Origin of the sequence: Dyella acidiphila (genome assembly GCF_014863405.1) — a bacterium.
In the GTDB taxonomy this organism is placed as follows: Bacteria; Pseudomonadota; Gammaproteobacteria; order Xanthomonadales; family Rhodanobacteraceae; genus Dyella_B; species Dyella_B acidiphila.
Genome location: NZ_JACZZA010000006.1, coordinates 21,201 through 36,167, shown reverse-complemented (window position 1 = coordinate 36,167; position 14,967 = coordinate 21,201). Strand labels below are relative to the sequence as shown.

Annotated in this window: 16 protein-coding genes; 10 read left to right on the top strand and 6 right to left on the bottom strand. The window is 63.0% G+C overall.

The features are described 5' to 3' along the window. The first annotated feature begins 83 nt into the window (after positions 1-83). A complete protein-coding gene (locus tag IGX34_RS11045) occupies positions 84-800 on the top strand; it encodes a CerR family C-terminal domain-containing protein (protein WP_192555789.1) in 717 nt (238 codons plus the stop codon). 94 nt (positions 801-894) lie between these two features. On the opposite strand, the gene IGX34_RS11040 is transcribed toward IGX34_RS11045, so the two are convergent. After that, positions 895-1,926 (bottom strand): peptidoglycan-binding protein, encoded by a 1,032-nt coding sequence (locus tag IGX34_RS11040; protein ID WP_192555788.1) that lies wholly within the window; start codon positions 1,924-1,926, stop codon positions 895-897. A gap of 488 nt (positions 1,927-2,414) precedes the next feature. Between IGX34_RS11040 and IGX34_RS11035 the strand changes: the two genes are divergently transcribed. The 3 genes from IGX34_RS11035 (at position 2,415) to IGX34_RS11025 (ending at position 6,399) form a co-directional block, all read left to right on the top strand. Next, positions 2,415-2,840 (top strand): nuclear transport factor 2 family protein, encoded by a 426-nt coding sequence (locus IGX34_RS11035; protein WP_192555787.1) that lies wholly within the window; start codon positions 2,415-2,417, stop codon positions 2,838-2,840. A gap of 137 nt (positions 2,841-2,977) precedes the next feature. Continuing rightward, a complete protein-coding gene (locus IGX34_RS11030) occupies positions 2,978-5,974 on the top strand; it encodes a glycoside hydrolase domain-containing protein (protein WP_192555786.1) in 2,997 nt (998 codons plus the stop codon). 116 nt (positions 5,975-6,090) lie between these two features. Beyond that, positions 6,091-6,399, top strand: coding sequence for a hypothetical protein (locus tag IGX34_RS11025; protein ID WP_192555785.1), 309 nt, complete (start codon positions 6,091-6,093; stop codon positions 6,397-6,399). 45 nt (positions 6,400-6,444) lie between these two features. Here the strand turns inward: IGX34_RS11025 and IGX34_RS11020 are convergent, their stop codons facing one another. Continuing rightward, positions 6,445-6,870: a GNAT family N-acetyltransferase gene (locus IGX34_RS11020; RefSeq protein ID WP_338015456.1), complete on the bottom strand. Its 426-nt coding sequence runs from the start codon at positions 6,868-6,870 to the stop codon at positions 6,445-6,447. 178 nt (positions 6,871-7,048) lie between these two features. Here IGX34_RS11020 and IGX34_RS11015 point away from each other — a divergent pair, with 178 nt between their 5' ends. The 6 genes from IGX34_RS11015 (at position 7,049) to IGX34_RS10990 (ending at position 12,109) form a co-directional block, all read left to right on the top strand. After that, positions 7,049-7,492: a MarR family winged helix-turn-helix transcriptional regulator gene (locus IGX34_RS11015; protein WP_192555783.1), complete on the top strand. Its 444-nt coding sequence runs from the start codon at positions 7,049-7,051 to the stop codon at positions 7,490-7,492. Between the two features lie 81 nt (positions 7,493-7,573). Next, positions 7,574-7,900, top strand: coding sequence for a hypothetical protein (locus tag IGX34_RS11010; protein WP_225737397.1), 327 nt, complete (start codon positions 7,574-7,576; stop codon positions 7,898-7,900). Positions 7,901-7,902: 2 nt separating this feature from the next. After that, complete coding sequence (locus tag IGX34_RS11005) at positions 7,903-9,327, top strand: DHA2 family efflux MFS transporter permease subunit (protein ID WP_192555782.1); 1,425 nt, start codon at positions 7,903-7,905, stop codon at positions 9,325-9,327. A 60-nt stretch (positions 9,328-9,387) separates the two neighbouring features. Continuing rightward, complete coding sequence (locus IGX34_RS11000; protein ID WP_192555781.1) at positions 9,388-10,509, top strand: hypothetical protein; 1,122 nt, start codon at positions 9,388-9,390, stop codon at positions 10,507-10,509. Positions 10,510-10,600: 91 nt separating this feature from the next. Continuing rightward, complete coding sequence (locus tag IGX34_RS10995) at positions 10,601-11,386, top strand: YkgJ family cysteine cluster protein (protein WP_192555780.1); 786 nt, start codon at positions 10,601-10,603, stop codon at positions 11,384-11,386. A gap of 318 nt (positions 11,387-11,704) precedes the next feature. Continuing rightward, the gene (locus IGX34_RS10990) at positions 11,705-12,109 is read left to right on the top strand and encodes a hypothetical protein (RefSeq protein ID WP_192555779.1); all 405 of its coding nucleotides are present in this window, start codon (positions 11,705-11,707) and stop codon (positions 12,107-12,109) included. A 498-nt stretch (positions 12,110-12,607) separates the two neighbouring features. On the opposite strand, the gene IGX34_RS10985 is transcribed toward IGX34_RS10990, so the two are convergent. The 4 genes from IGX34_RS10985 to IGX34_RS10970 all read right to left on the bottom strand — a co-directional run bounded on the left by IGX34_RS10985 (position 12,608) and on the right by IGX34_RS10970 (position 14,866). Beyond that, positions 12,608-12,814: a hypothetical protein gene (locus IGX34_RS10985; protein ID WP_192555778.1), complete on the bottom strand. Its 207-nt coding sequence runs from the start codon at positions 12,812-12,814 to the stop codon at positions 12,608-12,610. Positions 12,815-12,820: 6 nt separating this feature from the next. Next, the gene (locus IGX34_RS10980; RefSeq protein ID WP_192555777.1) at positions 12,821-13,384 is read right to left on the bottom strand and encodes an NAD(P)-binding domain-containing protein; all 564 of its coding nucleotides are present in this window, start codon (positions 13,382-13,384) and stop codon (positions 12,821-12,823) included. Between the two features lie 57 nt (positions 13,385-13,441). Continuing rightward, the gene (locus IGX34_RS10975) at positions 13,442-14,473 is read right to left on the bottom strand and encodes a serine hydrolase domain-containing protein (RefSeq protein WP_192555776.1); all 1,032 of its coding nucleotides are present in this window, start codon (positions 14,471-14,473) and stop codon (positions 13,442-13,444) included. Between the two features lie 195 nt (positions 14,474-14,668). Beyond that, the gene (locus IGX34_RS10970; RefSeq protein WP_192555775.1) at positions 14,669-14,866 is read right to left on the bottom strand and encodes a hypothetical protein; all 198 of its coding nucleotides are present in this window, start codon (positions 14,864-14,866) and stop codon (positions 14,669-14,671) included. Positions 14,867-14,967 lie beyond the last annotated feature (101 nt).

Below are 14,967 nucleotides of genomic sequence, written 5' to 3'. Positions count from 1 at the left end.
CAAATTATTCCAAGTGGAAAATTTTTTCCGATTGGAATAATTTTGTCAAATGGTATCTTTGGCGGGCAGGCACGGAGACCCCCATGACTCAAACCAAGCGCCCTCGTCACTCGGCCGCCGGCGGTTACGCCCGCGGCGACGAAACGCGCCAGCGCATCATCGACGCCGCCATCCTGTTGTTCGGCGAGCGCGGCTATAAAGACGCCTCCACCCGCGACATCGCCGCGGCGGCAGGCGTCAACGCGCCGGCGCTGCAGTATTACTTCGAGAACAAGGAAGGCCTGTACAAGGCCTGCGCGGAATACATCACCGACGAGCTGCAGGCGCGCTACGCACCCTTCCTGCAGCGCGCCAAAAACGCCCTGAAAAACCATGCCGACGGCGAGACGCTGATCGAGGCCTACCTCGACATGCAGTCCACCACGCTGGACACCGTGCTGACGCCCTCGCACTTGTCCAAGGGCCGCCTGGTGGGACGCGAGCTGGCGGGCGAAGCGCCCAACTTCACCTCCGAATTGCTGCAGGAGAAGATGAAGCGCCCGATCAACAAGCTACTGCTCGAACTGCTGGCGCGCATCATGGGCACGCGCCCTACCGACACCATCACCCGCATCCGCCTGCTGACGCTGAAGGGCCTGGTGCTGGCGTTCTACTACCCGCCGGGCGCCTGCCTGGAACTGCTGGGCTGGAAGGATATCGACGCGGCCAAGAGCCGCCTGATCAAAGCCGATGTGCAGCAACAGACGCGCATTCTGCTGAGCAGCTGGCACAACGCGGCTCAGCTCGCGGCCACAGGCTAAAAAAAAGCCGCCTGGCGGCGGCTTGTGCGATAGCCGGGCACCCTCGGATGCCCGGCATGCACGGCAACGTCACCTGATTTTTTTCATCCGGCGCTCAACGCGCCTGCAGCGCGCTGGCGGTCGCCGCGTCCAGCTGGCCGGTCACCGGCAAGCCGTTCGCCTTCTGGAAGGTGCTGAGCGCACGGCTGGTGCCGGGACCCGGCAGACCATCCACCTTGCTGGTGTACAGGCCAAGATCGGTCAGCTTGCGCTGCGCATCGGACAGCGAATAGCTGCTGGCCGCGCCGGCCGCATTCGGATTGCTGGCACCGTCCACGCCGAGCTGGCCGCCCGCACCCAGGCCGCCGGCCACGCGCTGCGGCGCATATTCGCGCACCGACTTCACCATCTGGTTGAAGGAGTCGAGGAAGGCCGCGGCAATCACCTTGCCTTCGGGCGTCTGGCTATAGGCGCCGAGCGCACCGCCACCCGAACCGAACTGGCCGAGCAGGCCGCCCATGCCGAAGTCGATGTTCTTGGCGCTGCCCTGCGACGCCGCCACCTGCACGCCGGAGCGCGTATCGGTCAGCATCATGGTGGTGGAGGCTTCGCTGCTCTTCATCGAGCCGGCAATGGCGCCAATGATCGCACCGTAGCCGCCGCCCACGCCGGCCAGCGCCGCGCCGCCGCCACCGGTGTTCTGCGAGAACTGGATCGACGGCGTCATCACGTAATCGGCCGCCACCATCTGGCCACCGCCCATATTGCTGGTGCCGCGCAGCTGGCCGGATGCGGCAAGATTGCGCTCGCCCATCATCGAATTCATCGCCTGGCCGCGATCGACCACCACAAAGCAATTGCTCTGCTGCACCATCAGGCGGATCAGCGGCACGGTGGAAGGCAGGTGGTACTGGCCGGTGAGTACGGCATACCAGGGATCGCCGGTGTTTTCTTCCACCGCCATGGTGCCCAGCGGATGATCGCAATGCTCCAGCGTCTTGGCTGCGCCCGTGCTGGTAGCGCCGCCGGCGGAACCGCCGACCGGATTCTTGCCGCCGCCGACCTGCATGTCGGCGCAGCCGGTGAGCGTGAGTACCGTGCTTACGCCGAGCGCCAGCAGGCAGGACTTCAATTGATTGACTCGCATAACAACTCCATTGTTTTTTGCATAGCGGATTGAGCAGCAGCGAAATACCGTGCATGGCGCGGTTTATTTCGGGCGCACGTCTACATCCGGCCTTCCGGGAGCCAGAGCAAAGGAGAAACAGTCAACAGCTTTTATGCCGCCTCTTTTTTAAGAGGACGAGGCTGGCGTACGCGCCGTTTGATCGGGTGCAAAGCAGGCACGGCGGTGCAACGGATCCATCCCTTCCGTTACTGCATGTCTGCGCTTGGCTACCCGTGAGCGGGTAAGACGACCACCTGTCCCTGGTTGGCTTGGTTTCTGTTCCCTGAATGAATTCCCCTAAGCGCAAAGGCTACCTTAGCCATATTGGCAGTATCAAGTGACCAGGCGCGCAATCAGCAATAAAGCAATGCCTGGTGCAGCTGTATGAAACGCTCATGCCTTCTTGCACTGGGCGAATGCGCAGACGCCTGCCTATCGTTATCCATCGCCATCCACGGGACGCACGTATGTCGCTATCGAAGAAGCTGAGCATGGTGCTGCTTGCCTGCATGCCTGCCACCCTGCTTGCGCAGGGCTGCGGCAAGGCGAGCGATCCGGTGCAGGTGGTGCAGGCCCAGGTAGAGGCCTACAACGCACACGATATCGATGCGTTCGCGGCCTGCTATGCGGACGATGTAAGCATCGTCGACCTGAGCGGCAAACATCCGCCGATCCAGGGCATTGCCGCATTGAAAACCACCTACGCTTTCCTCGCCAAAGTACCCAAGGCATATCGCGTGGCGATTGTGCAGCGCTCGGTCAGCGGCCCGGTGGTGGTCGACCATGAGCGTGTACTCGGCTTGCCGGCCGGCAAGGGCCAACCGGAAGCGTTCGCGGTATACGAAGTGCGGCAAGGGAAAATCCAGCGTGTGTGGTTTCCTCCCGCGCAATGAATGCATGCCGCGTGACCATCGTTGTCATGCATAAGTGCCGCTTCGTTAAATCCGCTGCATGACCTTCAGTGCTTGATCGCCTGTCCTGCGCACGTTAGACAGGGCGGATATCGATCGACACCTTGATGGAGAACACCATGCACAAGCGGTTCGCGCCCTGCCTGCTGGCGCTGGCTACCTTAGGTATTGCTGCAAGCCTGCAGGCAGCCACCGAACCGGTGCCGCTGCGCTGGAATGCGGATCGGCTGGGCAATCATCGCTATACCGTGCAAGTGGAACAGCCCGCCGCAGCCGTCCGCGTGATCGTGCCGTGGCGGCGGCGCGATGCGCATCCCGAGCAGGTTGCGGTGATCGTGCTGGGACCGGATGGCCAGGTGGTCGACAACGTCGCGCGCGTGCACATCGATCAGGCTGCGGGCGAGTTGGTGTTCGAAGCGAAGCAGGCAGGCATCTACGCCGTTTACTACCAGCCCTATCTCAGCAGCGGCCACGCCAACTACCCCACCGTCACCTATGCACCGCCGCACGACAGCGCCGATGCCGCATGGCTGCAAGCCAGCGGCGCCGGGGATCCCGCGCGACGGGCCAAGCTGCCGCAGGCGCGCGTACTCGGCTACCAGGCGGTGGATGATTTCGATGCTTATACCGACATGGAGCGCACCGCCACGCCGCAGGAACTCGACCACGTGCTGGCCGCCCATCCCGCCGCGGCATGGCTGTTGTTTCCGGAGACGCGCGAACATCCGGTACGCATGTTCGACCGCATTCCCGAACGCTGGGCGCAACGCGGCGCAGGCGGCACACTGAGCGAACATGCGCTGCGTGGCGAATACCTCAGCTTCCAGGTCGGCGCCTGGGCGGCGCGCGCGGCCATCCGCCATGTGCAAATAAGCTTCGGCGACCTGCACGGCCCCGGCGGCAAAGTGATTGGCGCCGCGGCGCTCACCTGCTTCAACCTCGGCGGCATCGACTACGCCGGCCAACCCTTCACGACCCAGCTCGATATCGCGCAAGGCCGTGTGCAGCCACTCTGGATGGGGCTGGACATTCCTGCCGACACCACGCCAGGCGTATACCGCGGCAGCGTCACCGTTAGCGCCGACGGCATCGCTGCGCAGCAAGTACCGCTGGCGATCACCGTCGACAGCGGCGAAGCGGTGGCGCATGGCGATGACGATCCGTTCAAGCTCACCCGCCTGCGCTGGCTGAACTCCACGCTGGCGCAGAACAACGAGCTGGTAAAACCGTTCACCGCCGTAACCGTGCACGGCACCCGACTGGGCATCCTTGGACGCGATATCACACTAGCCGGCAATGGCCTGCCGGCGCAGATCGACAGCCACTTCAACGAACGCATGACCGGCTGGGCAGACACCCCGCTGCCGCTGCTGGCCGCGCCCATGCAGTTGCTGGTGCAGGATGCCAGCGGCAGTCACGCACTCGCCGCAGCTACGCCGCCGACGATCGACGTCGATGGACCGGCCAAGGTGCACTGGCGCAGCAGCGGCAGCGCCGGACCGCTGCAAGCCACCGTCGCTGCCAGCCTGGAAGCCGACGGCACGCTCAGCTATGCCATTGCCCTGACCGCCAGCCAGCCGGTGTCGCTCAGCGATATCCGGCTGGAAATTCCGCTGCATAACGAAGCGGCGCCATACGAACTTGGCCTCGGCCGCACCGGCGAGCGTGCGCCGGCGGATTTCAGCTGGCGCTGGAATGTGCAGAACAACCAGGACGGCGCCTGGATCGGTGCCGTCAACGGCGGCCTGGAATTCCATCTGCGCGACGAACACTATCGCCGGCCGCTGAATACCAACTTCTATCACGACCAGCCGCTGCGCATGCCCAGCTCGTGGGACAACGGCGGCAACGGTGGCGTGCAATTGCAGCGCGAGGGTGCGCGCTATCTGGTGAAGGCATTCAGCGGTCCACGCCATATGGATGCAGGACAGACGCTGCATTACGACCTCGTGATGCGCGTCACCCCGTTCAAGACCATTCACCCGGCCGAACATTTCGCCGAGCGCTACTACCACGCCTACGCCGACCTGGACATGATCAAGGCACAAGGCGCCAACGTGGTGAACATCCATCACGCCACACCGATCAATCCGTGGATCAACTACCCGTTCCTGCAGGCAGACCGGATGCGCGCCTATGTGGGCGCTGCGCATCAGCGCGGCATGGCGGTGAAGATCTACGACACCATCCGCGAACTGTCCGACCGCGCACCAGAATTGCCGATGCTGGAAAGCCTGGGCCAGGAAATCATCAGCCCCGGCAAGGGTGGTGGCTTTTCCTGGCTGCAGGAACATCTGGACGGCAACTACATCGCCGCCTGGCACGTGCCCGAAAACCGCGATGCGGCGGTGATCGACGCCGGTCAAAGCCGCTGGCACAACTACTACATCGAAGGACTGGACTGGCTGGCGCGCAACATCGGCATCGACGGCCTGTACTTGGACGACGTCGCCTACGACCGCATCACCATGCAGCGCGTGCGCAAAGTACTGCAGGCGCACCGCCCACATCCGCTGATCGACCTGCATTCGGCCAACCAGTACAACCCGCGCGACGGCTACATCAACAGCGCCCTGCTCTATATGGAGCTGTTTCCCTATATCGACCGCCTGTGGTTCGGCGAAGAATTCGATTACCAGCACACCTCGCCCGCCTACTGGCTCACCGAACTCTCCGGCATTCCCTACGGCCTGATGGGCGAAATGCTGCAGGACGGCGGCAACCCCTGGCGCGGCATGCTGTTCGGCATGACCAATCGGCTGCCCTGGACCGGCGGCGATCCGCGCGAACTGTGGAAGCTATGGGACAGCTTCGGCATCGAGCAGGCCGACATGATCGGCTGGTGGGTGCATGACACGCCGGTGAAAACCGATCGCGACGACGTGCTCGCCACCAGCTACGTGCGCCATGGCAAAACCATGATCGCCCTCGCCTCCTGGGCGCCGGCAACGGTCCGCGTCAAGCTGCAGATCGACTGGCGCGCGCTGGGCATCGCGCCGCGCACGGCCACACTGGTGGCGCCGGCGGTAGCGGGATTCCAGCCCGCCGCGCAATTCAAGCCGGACGACGCCATCGCCGTGGAACCGGGCAAGGGCTGGCTGCTGATCCTGCAATGACGCCTGCGCGGCGAAGTTCGAAACGCACTTCACCGCACTTCGTCAAGACACGACAGCGCAACCAAGCCCCTCTAGAATCGCCGGCTCCCCATCACCGCGCCAGGCCAGGAGCCATCATGCAGCGTCATCACGAAATCGAATTCGCGCAATTCATGGAAGCCATTTTTCTCAATGGCGCGGCCAGCATGCGCTGGGATCGCGTCTGCATGTGGTTCAACGCCGAGCAGGTCGGCGATACCGAATGGAAGCAGATCCACGCCAAGTGGCTGGAAGTGTGCAAGGCCAACGGCTATGTGGACGATGTGGCGCCGATCTTCTGCTACACCAATCCGAGCGCGCTGGTGATCGTGCGCGAAGGCTTTGGCGATGAAGATGTGATCGAGATCACCGCCGAAGGCGCCGAGGAAATCGACGAGGCGGAGTAATCGCCTGCCTTGCGCCAGAGCGCCGCACCGCGGCGCTCTGGCGCATCAACCGCCCAGCTCCAGCGCCATGAACTTCGTGCCGGGCAGCGGGTTGTACACATACGGCGCGATCGGCACGAAGCCGAGCGACGCATACAAGGCTTGCGCCGAGGCCATCGTCGCCAGCGTATCCAGGCAAATTCGCGCATAGCCGGCCGTGCGCGCTTCTTCGCACAAGCGCAGCACCAGCCGCCGGCCCAACGCTTCGCCACGTGCCTGCGGCCGCACGTACAGCCGCTTCATTTCGCAGGTACCGTCATCGATCCGGCGCAAGGCGATGCAGCCCACCGGCAACTCGCCGTGCCAGGCCAGCAGCAGGCAGCCAGCGGGCGCTGCGTATTTGCCCGGCAAGCCACCCAGTTCGTCGTCGAAGCGCTGGAACGACAGGTCTACGCCCAGGCCTGCCGCATATTCCTGAAACAGCACGCGCACTATTGCTGCGTCCCGCGGAAACACCGCGTGGCGGATCTCTGCCGTCGCCATAAGCTTGCTTTCGCCAAGTGGGGACAGCCTTTCTAGCATGGGGAACAGGTGTGGCTCGCGTCCCGGAAGCCACTCCAATTCATCAGTTTAACTTGCAAGTTAAACTTTCAATCTATAGGATGCGCCCATGCCTCGCCCAGCCCAGCCCCATGCCGCCCTCGAAAGCGCGGTCAGCGATCTCACCGTGGCGGTGGGCCAATTGCTGCGCCGCCTGCGCTCGCAAACCGATCCCAGCGATCTCAATCTTTCCCAGCACGCGGTGCTGTCGCGGCTGGACCAGCAAGGCGCGATGACCACCGCCGAGCTGGCGCGTGCCGAGTCGATGAAGCCGCAGTCGATGGGCGCGATTCTGGCCAGCCTGGAACAGGAGGGCATGGTCGCGCGCCAGCCGCATCCCACCGACGGCCGGCAGATTCTGTTTGCGCTTACCGCCGGCGGCACTGAAGTGCGCCGTCAGCGCGGACTGGCCAAGCGCGCCTGGCTGCTCGCCGCCATGGGCACGCTCGAACCGGAAGAACTGCAGACGGTGATCGCCGCCATTCCGCTGATCAAACGCCTGGGCGAGTCATGACTGCGCCCGCGTCGTTCCATCAACGCCTGCCAGGCTGAAACGCTTCGGCGCTGACGTCCACAACCGCAAGAGGAATCTCCAATGGTGAACTGGCTGCACGAGCTTGCTTATTTCTTCGGCGGGGTCTTTTTCGCCAATGCCCTGCCGCATTTCATCAGCGGCACCATGGGCAAGCCATTCCAGTCGCCGTTTGCGCATCCGCGCGGCGAAGGCCTTTCTTCGTCCACGGTGAACGCGCTGTGGGGCTTCGCCAACTTTGTCGCCGCGTATCTGCTGTTGGTGCAGGTCGGCGAGTTCGATCTGCATCGCGCCGCACCGATGATCGCCTTCGGCCTTGGCGCGCTGTTACTCGCCATGATGATGGCCAGGCATTTCGGCCGCTTCAACGGCGGCAACCTGCCGAGCTGATCATGTCGCCCAACAGCAGCACGCACGACCAGCTCGATCCGTCGATCTGGAAAATCACCGCCGTCGCCATTCTCGGTTCGTTTCTCGCCCAGCTCGACGCCACCGTCGCCAACGTTTCGCTGTCCAGCCTCGCTACGGAATTGCATACCGGCTTGTCGACCATCCAATGGGTCACCAGCGGCTATCTGCTGGCCTTGACGCTGGCGCTGCCGCTGAGCGGCTGGCTGGTGGATCGCATCGGCACCAAGGCGGTGTATCTGTGGTGCATCGCGGCGTTCACGCTCTCCTCGGCCTTGTGCGGACTGGCGTGGTCGGCGCATTCGCTGATCGCGTTTCGCGTCATCCAGGGCATCAGCGGCGGCTTGCTGGCGCCGATGGCCCAGATGATGATGGCGCGCGCCGCCGGCCGGCATATGGCGCGCGTGGTGGGTTATGCCGCGGTGCCGGTGCTGCTGGCGCCGATCCTCGGCCCGGTCGTGGCGGGCATGATTCTGCAGCACGCCTCATGGCGCTGGCTGTTTCTGATCAACCTGCCTTTTGGCGTGCTGGCGATCGTGCTGGCAAGCCTGTTTCTGGCCAGCGACCGCGACGATATCCGCCCGCGCCAACTGGATTGGCTGGGCTTGCTGCTGCTCTCGCCCGCGCTGGCGATCTTCCTGTTCGGCTCCGATCACCTCGGCCAGGCCAGCGGCCCCTTGGCCATGCTCGCGGCGGCAGTACTGCTGGGTTTGTTCTTCTGGAATGCCAGGCGCAAAGGCGATCACGCGCTGATCGACTTGCGCCTGTTCAAGGGCAAGGTGTTTTCGGCCGCGGCAGTTACCCAGTTCCTCTCCAACGGCGCGCTGTTTGCCGGACAGATGCTGATTCCCATCTATTTGATCCGCGCCTGCGGCCGTTCGCCCGGCGAAATGGGCTGGCTGCTGGCGCCGCTGGGGCTGGGCATGCTGTGCACCTATCCCTTGATGGGTGCACTCACACAGCGCCTGGGCATCCGCAAGGTATCTGCCGGCGGCGCCTTGCTCGCGCTCGCCGGTACCCTGCCCCTGCTTTATCTGGCCGATCACCAGCTGCAGCTCGCTGCCTTGGCCATCGCGCTGTTTGTGCGCGGCGTGGGGCAAAGCGCGGTGGGCATTCCTTCGATGTCGGCGGCGTACGCATCGGTCCAGCGCAGCGAACTGCCGATGGCCACCACCTCGCTCAATATCGTGCAGCGGCTGGGCGGCCCTACTTTCACCACGCTCTGCGCCACGTTCCTGGGCTGGCAGCTGGCGGCCTCGTCGGTGCACACCGGCGTACTGACGGCGTATGCGTGGGCGTTCGTATTCCTGTGCGTATTGCACGCCGCTACCGCCATTGCGGCGCTACGCCTGCCGCGCAGCATGGACGATGTATTGCGCCAGCGTCCGGCGGAAGTAACCGCAGCGTAAAACAGCTGCACATCGATCCCTGATACGCTAGAGCGGCATTTTTTTGCAGGCGCCGCGTGTATGCCGTACGAGCAACCGATCGTGCAATCGGCCGTGGTCATCGCCATGCATCTGGTGGATATCGCCGATGCCATCGATCTGGCCAATGTCGAAGCGCTGTGGGCGCAACAAAGCCGCCCCGCCAGCGTCCGCAGCAAACTCAGCAGTACGCCGCCCAAGGCGGTCACCTTCGGCGTACCGCCGGTGCTGTTGCGGCTGGACGAACTGGAGCTGTCGCTGCTCGGACAGCATTTTCGCGCCTATGTGACAGTGCGGCTGTACGACTTCGGCGCTGCCGCGTTTTCCGTGCACGTGCCCGTCACCATGTGCAACTGGACCGCGTTCTCGCAATTGGCGAATGCGGTGGATGCGCTGCTCGGTCCGGCGGCCGACAGCCCCGTGTGGAGCCAGCTGCTGGAGCAGGTGCGCACGGTGCTGATGGCCGCCCTGACCCGCCCCAGCCCCGCCTCGCTGCATGAAGATTATCTGCTGGCGATCGTGCACGCCTTCGACACCCCGATCCCGGTCAGCAGCATGCACGAACGGATCGACCTGGTGCCGCTGCTTTCCGGCGAACTGCGCCCGCTGTCGGAACCGGCGCGCAGAGACCTGCTGCAGCAACGCTTCTCCTACTACGTCGACGACCTGGTGGTGATTACCTGGGACCGCGCCTTTATCTACGAGCCGCGCGGCGATTCCGATGTGGTGGACATTCTGGAAGTGGCCAACGCGCAGCTGCTGGAAATGCGCTACTACGACGAGCTGCTCGACGCCGAACTGCCGCAGATGTACGACCTGGTGGAAGCCGCCCACCACGCCGGCAATCCGCTTGCCGCGCGCCACTTCGCCGACCTGGCGCGCCGGCTGTATACGCTGGTGGCGGAAGTCACCGAAATCACCGAGAAAGTGGATAACGCCCTGCAGGTAACTGAAGACGTCTACCTCGCCCGCGTGTACGCCTCGGCCCTGGATCTCTACCGTGTGCGCCACGTAAGCGGCGCGGTGGATCGCAAGCTGGCGATTGTGCGCGATACGTATGCGGCGCTTTACGAAGAAGCGTCGGGCAAGCGGGCGGAGTTGCTGGAGCTGGCGATTATCGTGCTGATCGTGGTGGAGATTGTGATCGCGGTGCTGCGGCGGTAGCGCGACGGCACGTTCTCACCACCCCATTCCACCATGATGACGTAACGGCTGGCTCACGCTGGGCGAAAGACCAAGGCGACCAGGGAAACCCATGACCAACCTCAATTTCAACTGCGTGCAATGCGGCAAGTGCTGCCACGACCTCAAGCTCCCGCTGACGCACGCCGAAGCGATCGCCTGGCTGCGACGCGGCGGCACGGTGGAAGTGCTGTGCGAGGCCATACCCTGGGTGACCGAGCCCGATGCTGCGGATGCACAGGCCACGCACAAGCGCCAGCGCTCGTTCCCCACGCAGAGCGGCAATCTGTCCATTCGCGTCATCGTGGTGCTGGCAGCCGGTTTTGCCGGCCCCTGCCCGTATCTGACGGAGGAACGGCGATGCGGCATTTATGTGGATCGCCCCCACGTATGCCGAATCTATCCGGCCGAGGTAAATCCTTTTATCGCGCTGGCGCCCACCAGCAAAAAATGCCCGCCCGAAGCCTGGGAATCATCCATGCCGTTCATGCGCGACAACAAGATCGTGGATGCTCAGATACAGCTGCATACCACGCTGCTGCGGCATGAAGATCAGCTCGACGTGCCGCTCAAGGCACGCGCCTGCCAATTGCTTGGCATTCAATCGGCCAGCATTGCCAACGAGGGATTCATGCTGCACCGGCCTTCCAACGCCACGCTGCTGGCGGCCCTGGAAGCAAGCTTGATCGACAGTGACGCGCCAGGCAGCGACTGGGAGCTGGCGACCAATCAATCCGCCACCTTGTCGGTGCTGCATCAAGTCGGCGCCCGGCCGGTCTATATCGCAAGCAATGCAGAAGGCGCCTCGCAATACCTGGGCTTTCGTCCGGATAGTCCACCCGATGCGGCCATTGCCTGAGCCGCCGGCAAATAACCGGAAAAGTCGAAGCTTTGTGAAGAGGCGATCGGTCGCGCAATAAAAGAACATCGTGATGGCGACGTATATTGGAAAAATACGCGCCAATCCAAATCAGCGCAAAAAATCGCGAAAATCAGATAGGCATAAAACGGTGAAATAAAATTAATTATTTTATTTTGCGATGAGTGCGCCTTTTATTTTTTCATGTGCTAGCTTCGCCGAGCCGATGGGGGAATAGTTTTTCTCCCTGCAACCTTGCGGCATGCGTAGCCGGAGGGAAATCGGCATACATGGACATCTGTTTAAAAGGAGATAAGCATGAAGTCGATTGTTCTGAAGCTAGCCGTCGCTGCAGGCATTTTCTGCGTAGCCCAGTCCGCTTTCGCCCTGCGTCCCTACGCGGCGGCAGTATGGTATTTCGACAGCACCGGGGTCTTGATCGGCGCCACGATAGTGGACTGTCAAAATATCGGATGGCACGAAGGCGCGCAGAAATTCTCGTATTACATCTACGCCTATTCGGGCTGCATCTCGCCGTATAAATCGACCCTTTATCCAGGGACCGGGGTTGCCAATTACGTTCTCCCGGGTGGCGAAACCATCCAGCAAGGCTGCACTACACCGTCCGTGCAATGCCTTGGCGGCACCATCCAGCCTTCGCCGGAGAACTCCCCGCCACTGACCTGGTCCAGTGGCTGGGTCGATCCCACCATCTCGTTCTGATCGCCTTTTTAAAGTGGGCCGGGGTAATTCAGCGCCCCGGCCCGCACCGGCGTGCGCCAGCCTGGTCGGCGTGGCTATTTGGCAAGTGCGACAAAACAAGTGGCGCATCCTTGCGCCAGCCAACCCAGGGGAAGTTGGCGGTCCATTCGGTATGGCAGATGCTGCCCGCGCTTCATGATTCGGTGATTTGAATCGAAGGCGCGCCGCCACGGGGGGTGCGGCAGCTACTGCCGTAAGTGAAGTTATTGAACCAGCCCCTGCCACGTCGTTCATCGATTGCGCGGCGTGGCCTACCCACGCCAGTAACAACGTGGCGCCGAAAACAATCCCTACCTCCGGTCGCGCGGCGGCATGCATTCCTGCGTAGCGCTGCGTGAAAGCGACTTCACATTCCTTTCAAGCACCGCGCTTCGGGCACAAAAAAGCAGGGCCATGCCCTGCTCCTGCCGGATGCCATCGATGGATTCCCCGCGGCCATGCCAGCGGGGAAAGACCTGATCAGCCGCTGCTTTTTCCGCGCTCCAGCAGCCGCTGCCGCACCCGTTCCAACCCGTTGTCGACCGCATTCCACACGCGCTCTTCCCCCATCACCGTGCAGAACAGCTCATTGATCCCGCCCGGCGTGGTGTGCTCGCGCGCCAAGGTCTTGAAATCAGGCTCTTGCCCATGCAGCGTGGATGCCGCCTCGGCAAACATCGCCGCCACATACGACTACGCCGCCCCTGGTGCAATCCCCTGCGCGGCCAGCCACGTGCTGATCCGATCCAGATAAAGAAAATGCGCCGCCATCGTGGCCGTGGCCGCCGAAAAAAGATCGAATGCGGTTTCGTTATCGACTTCGATCACATGGCCGAGGCGCTCAAACAGATCGCGTGCATGCGCATTGGCCGGATACAACGGCGTAATGCCACGCCCTGCCGCCACCGACGGCAACGGAATGGCGCGCGCAATCTGCTGTATCGGCGTAGCCAGTTCACGCAACCTGGCCAGCGGAATGCCGGCCATCACACTGACCAGGCTTTGCTGCTCCCGAAATCGCAGTGCCGACATCACCTGCTGCGCATCGGCCGGCCGTACGCACAGCAGCAGCACATCCGCCTGCTCAACCACCGCCTGATTGCTTGCGGCCACGCGTACATTCGCATAGGCGCCGGCCAGCCTCGCTGCCACCGCGGCATTGCGCGGCGACAGCACGATCGACGGCGGCTCTGCCGTTTCGCTCAAGCCGGAAACAATGGCGGCGGCGATCGCGCCCACTCCGATCAGACCAAGCATGGCTCTGCTATCCCGACACGTAACAAAGCGCTAGTTAAATCGATCCGCCGCGTGCTGTCACCTTCCCGGCGCATGCGCGTGCACCGCCTGGGCGATGGCTTTCAGCGCACCCTCGGTGCCGTCGCAGGCGTCATTGGCCAGCAGCACCACGCCCTCATGCTGGCCGGGATAAAGCACGACCTGGCTGGACATGCCATAGCTGCCGCCGCCATGCCAGATCATCGGCTGGCCCTGGTCGCGGCCAAGATTCCAGGCCATGGCCTCGCCATCACTCGCATCGCCCTGCAGAACCTGATGCGTCAGGCGCACCACCGGATCGCGCTCATCCAGTTGCCATTGGACGTATTTCGCCATGTCCTGCGCGGAGCCATACAAGCCCCACGCCGGACCTGCATTCTGCTGGTGATAGGGCGCAGGGCGATCGTAACGATCGTAAGCGTTCACCAGGCGCGAGCGCGCACTGGCATCGAGCGTCAGTGCGGTGGATGTCATACCCAGCGGCCGCGTAATGGTCTGGCTCAGCAGCCGGTCGAACGACTGGCCATCGACCTTCTCCAGCCCCAGCCCGATAACCAGAAAACCGGCGTTGGAATAGGCCTCGGTCTGGCCGGGAGCACTGCGCGGCCGGGTATCGTGCAAGGCCGCCAGCAGCTGTTCGCGGCCGAAGCCTTGATTGAGCGCGATCATGCGCGCATTGAAATCGGGCGACTTCTTGTCCGCAAAAAGGGCATCCGTATCGGGAATGTCGCGCGGCATGCCGGCATGGTGGGTCAGCAGCGTGCGCAAGGTAATCGGCTGGCCGTTCCAGGCGAGATTGCGGTAATCGCCTGGCAAAGATTGGCGAAAATCGCCATCCAGATGCATGCGTCCATCCAGCACTGCCCGCGCCGCGAGGGCTGCGGTAAAGGTCTTGGTGACGGAAGCAAGCTCGTAAATGCTTTGCGGATCGGGCAGCTCGGCCTTGCTGCGCGAAGTGCTGCCGTAGTCGTAGAAATGGGTTTGTCCGTGGTCGACCACCGCAATCGACACACCGACATGGCAGCGATTACGAAAGAACTCGCCGGCGGCCTGGTCGACTGCGATATCCAATGCCGAATGCCGCGGATTGTCGCTTGGTGTGGCAGTAGTTCCGGCGTAGGCCGTCACAGCGGTGGTTGAGCATAGCGTCAGTACGCAACCCAACCACCGCATGTTCCGCACCATCTGCCGGGACATAAGTTGTTCCTTCCAAGCGTGGCTGCCGGTAAGGCAGCGTATGCAACAAGTAACGGTCCAGGCGGTGGCTTAGGCCAGCATTGCGGCCAGGGTCGATGCACAGATCAGTACACAGGCGGCGAACAGGCTGTTGAGCATCAGGGTTTCGAATTTCATGGCGGCTCTCCGTTGGGTTGATGAGTGAGGCTTTCGAGAGAGGTATTGCAAACCTGATGCCAACCGCGCGGATAGCTCGAAAACCGCATGGCAGCGCCATTTTCGAGCCATGGCGAAATACCGCCCTGTTGTCCGCGGACAGCTGTCCGCTGCGTCCGGACAGTATCCGGACAAAAAACACGCGCTCAACGACGCCATGGCGCCTGCGGGCC